Below are 406 nucleotides of genomic sequence, written 5' to 3' on the forward strand. Positions count from 1 at the left end.
CATTCATCCTTTAACGACTTCTGGTCTTGATACATTGGCTGTTCGTTTTCCTGTTGGCGGCTTTGCAGCAGATGTTCAACATTTTGGTCGACCTTTAGCAGTTCCTAGTGCAACTCAATCGGGAGGTCTTAGTCCCACTTCAGCTGCATCTGTATTTGCATCTTTGGGGGTATCAGTGCCTTTAATTATTGATGGAGGAGTTTCTAAGATAGGGCTTGAATCAAAGATTGTTAAGGTTTGTGATAAAAATATCTATCTATTGCGTCATGGTGGGGTAACTGCTGAAGAAGTTGAAGAAGTGGCAGGGCTGTCTTTGAAAGAAATAGAACCGTGTGCCACCATTTCGGGGACAGGGTTGGAAAAAACACATTATACACCCAATACTTTTGTGCGGTTTAATGAGCAA

General features: G+C 42.4%; 1 protein-coding gene. It reads left to right on the plus strand.

Features of this window, described 5'->3' with window-relative positions; translation table 11 throughout:
* Positions 1-406: L-threonylcarbamoyladenylate synthase (locus J7R05_RS08600; RefSeq protein WP_208541905.1), on the plus strand; the 406-nt coding region annotated here is incomplete at both ends.

The sequence above is a fragment of the Bartonella capreoli genome (assembly GCF_902813205.1).
Taxonomy (GTDB): Bacteria; Pseudomonadota; Alphaproteobacteria; order Rhizobiales; family Rhizobiaceae; genus Bartonella; species Bartonella schoenbuchensis.